General features: G+C 60.9%; 2 protein-coding genes. Both read left to right on the top strand.

Annotated features, from left to right (window positions below):
- The coding region (locus tag AC1DKD_RS40930) for a hypothetical protein (RefSeq protein WP_477144712.1) at positions 1-313 on the top strand (313 nt) is incomplete at its 5' end.
- 1,701 nt (positions 314-2,014) lie between these two features.
- The gene (locus AC1DKD_RS40925; protein WP_441634808.1) at positions 2,015-2,761 is read left to right on the top strand and encodes a site-specific integrase; all 747 of its coding nucleotides are present in this window, start codon (positions 2,015-2,017) and stop codon (positions 2,759-2,761) included.
- Positions 2,762-2,990: the final 229 nt, after the last annotated feature.

Raw genomic sequence — 2,990 nt, 5'->3', positions numbered from 1 at the left:
GTGTTGGTCTGTCTGGTTGTCGGAGGATTTGATGCCGATACTGACGCGCAGCCTGACGTTTATGAAGGCCAGTGAGCGCCTGGCCATGAAGGACGGGCTCGCAAGCTGGTTGTATGGCTTTATTAAAGCCGATTCCTGCCTGTTGCCATTTGACCTGCACGCGATGCACGCAGCCGCGGGCTCCACCTATGCGCAAAAGGACTTCAATCGGCATGTGCGACGCCACCTCGCGGCCTTCAAGGAGAGCGGCATCGTGCACGGCTATGCTTTGCAGGGAAAGCAGTTGCGCGTCTACAGGACCAAACCATCCTGAATGGCCGGCACCCAGCGCATTCGGTATTGCGCACGGCATCTTCTGACCGGGGCGCCAGGCGGTGATGCGTGAGCCGCCATCAATCCTTGATGGTGGCAAAACCTTCCACCTTCCTCGCCATAGCGTGCTTAATACAGCACCCGCAAAATGGCAAACCCTTCCACCTTTTTGGGTGTTTTGCGGCGAAATGTTCCACTCGACACGGGTGCCAGCCCTTATCGCAACAGGCCGGAACCGTAGCCGTAATCCTTTTCAATACCTAGCTCGCGCATCTTGCGCTCGCAACTCGGAGTGCAACACAGCTTCGCCGCATGGCACGGCTGCGCGATGAGGTTCAACTCTCCCCCTAGGAGCGACTACAAGCCTTCCAAGATGGTAATCAGTCACGCGCTTCGCTCTAACGCGGCAGTTCATCAAGGATTCAACTCCGGGTGCCGGCCGGATGGGCCTGCCCTCCCCCCTTGAACGGGCCCCTCACTTTCCTACGCCATCGTTCGGCGGCGAAGCGATGTTCTTGAATCTTTCCTGTGCACTCTTCCCGTCCCTGACTGAACCCGTGCGCCATCTGCCCACGTGGACTATTCCTCGAGCCCCCCTGAACGACCCGACCGGTTAAACCGCTGAAACTACCAGCAAGCCCCGGTACGGCCGGACCACGACCTATAGGCCAGCACCTACGAGACGACGATGCTCAGCTTGGTGGAGACCACTGCGCACCTTTCAATCGTCAATTTGTCTGTAAGATGCGATGCGCGCTTCCGTTCAACTGAGTCTTCTCAACACGCGAACTCAGAGCAAACGCCTGCGCTGCGGAAGAAGTCCAAGAAGCCCAACATCCAGTACAGCCCAAGACGGCAGCAGCCTGTCAGGTATTCCTTCTCCCCCTTTCTTTTGACTGTAGCGATTGGCCACCTCGTTTGGTGAGGCACCCGTGGGCAGCAGGCGGAGCAAAGCGAGACTGCCGCCACGCCATCAGCCTGCGCAGCCGCCTGGTCATCCGCCACGGCGGATGCCGGCTCGTCCGCCGACGCCATGCTGGTGGCGCGAGGGGCTCCCCAAGACAACGGACTTCCACCAAACGCCGGAGGCCAACAAGGATGGTTGATGAAGCGTGGCGGAGTTGGAAAGAGTCCTTTTTTGACTCCTAGAAGCAACCAAGTTTGTATGTGACGCCCGGCCAGCCCGTGATATCTCGTCGGACCGGCTGCCAACCACTCCGTCGCAGGTCGCGTTGCGACAGCACAACGCGGCCGCCTGCTGAGTGGTAGGTGCGCCTAGCCCCCCCGGCCGCCCCGCGCAGCGCCTCGCCCCCTGAGCCCTGCCCAGAGTCGCAAGGCGCCGCGAGGTCCCCATCCCCGCCATAGTCCGCAGGCATCTGTGACAAAGCAATTGGCCAGGAACAACCAATTGGCACGGCGCCGCCAACTTTGCGACTTCATTTTAAGTCGCACGCGCTCACGYTCTTTTTAATTTTTCTGGAAATTCGTTTTAGACAGGGCGCGGTGATGGCCGCCCTCGCTATACAAAGCTCCTACCACATTGGAGTATTTAGAGATGAAGCCTGTTATCGTTACACCCCGCGCCCAGGCCTTCGCGCATAATTTCGAGCCTCACCCTCCGACGCCCCCGTACGAAGAAGACTGCCGTCGTGAACACCAACCGAATTCGTACCACCTGACATCGCAACGGCCTGGCGAAACCATGCGCCGACAATCTGACACCTCAGCCAAAAATCTGTTACGCAGCGTCAAGGCGCGGCCCGCGGCATCGTGGGCGCGTCGTAATCCCCCCCGTGCATTCACCATCGCGGAGCTCAATGCGCTGCTTGCTTCGCCCGTCTACACACAGCGAGAATGTCAGGTCAAGACCTGGGGCGACGCCGCATACTGGCTGCCCCTGTTAGGACTCTACACCGGCGCGCGCTTGCCGGAACTTTGCCGCCTCCAGCTGTCCGACGTCCTCGAACTCGAGGGGGTGTGGTGCCTGCGTTTTCGTGAGCGCAGGCGCGACGACGCGACTGCCTCACTAGCCGGGGTACGGCATGTCCCGCTCCATTCGCATTTGCTGCGGTGGGGCCTCCCTGCCTATGTCGCCGGCGAGCGCACCGCGCGCGGCAGCGGCCCGCTTTTTCCCCAGCTAGCGACGGACCGCGCCGATTACCGTGCAATGGCCTTCAGCCGCTGGTTTTCCCGCTACGTCCGACAGGAACTTGGCTTCGGCGAGCGCCCTCTCACATTCTGCAGTTTCCGGCACACTTTTGCGGCATTCGCCGGGGGCACGTCGCGCGGCAACGCCCACATCGCCATCCTAGGGGGCACCCCGGCGCTTCGGCGCGGGCGCAATGCCGGCGGCCAGGAACGCCCGGCACCTGCACAGCTCGTAGAAGTCATGCAACAACTGGTCTACCCCGCGCTTGACACCGGGCATCTCGACCGCACCCAGCCGTAAAGACAACGGGCGGCGCTCCTGCGCCGCCCGTCCTCCCCCCTAATTGCTGAGCAAAGTTCCACCAATCGCATGGATGGTAAGCGATACCCGAAGTACATCAGGTCAACGACGGCAACCGGTGGAACTTCGGCAAAGATAGTGCTTTATGCMACACAAGACCTCTCCCAGCCAGGTCTGCGGTCCTGCGGAGCAACATCACAATAGACCTCGCCGTCGGAAGCCGGTATTC

It is taken from the genome of Cupriavidus sp. 05T313 (assembly GCF_056396665.1).
The sequence above is the reverse complement of the archived record's forward strand: the minus strand, read 5'-3'. Positions and strand labels throughout refer to the sequence as shown.

Coding starts and splice junctions, on each gene's coding strand:
- AC1DKD_RS40925 (WP_441634808.1), top strand. CDS start 2,015: ATGCGCCGACAATCTGACACCTCAGCCAAAAATCTGTTACGCAGCGTC.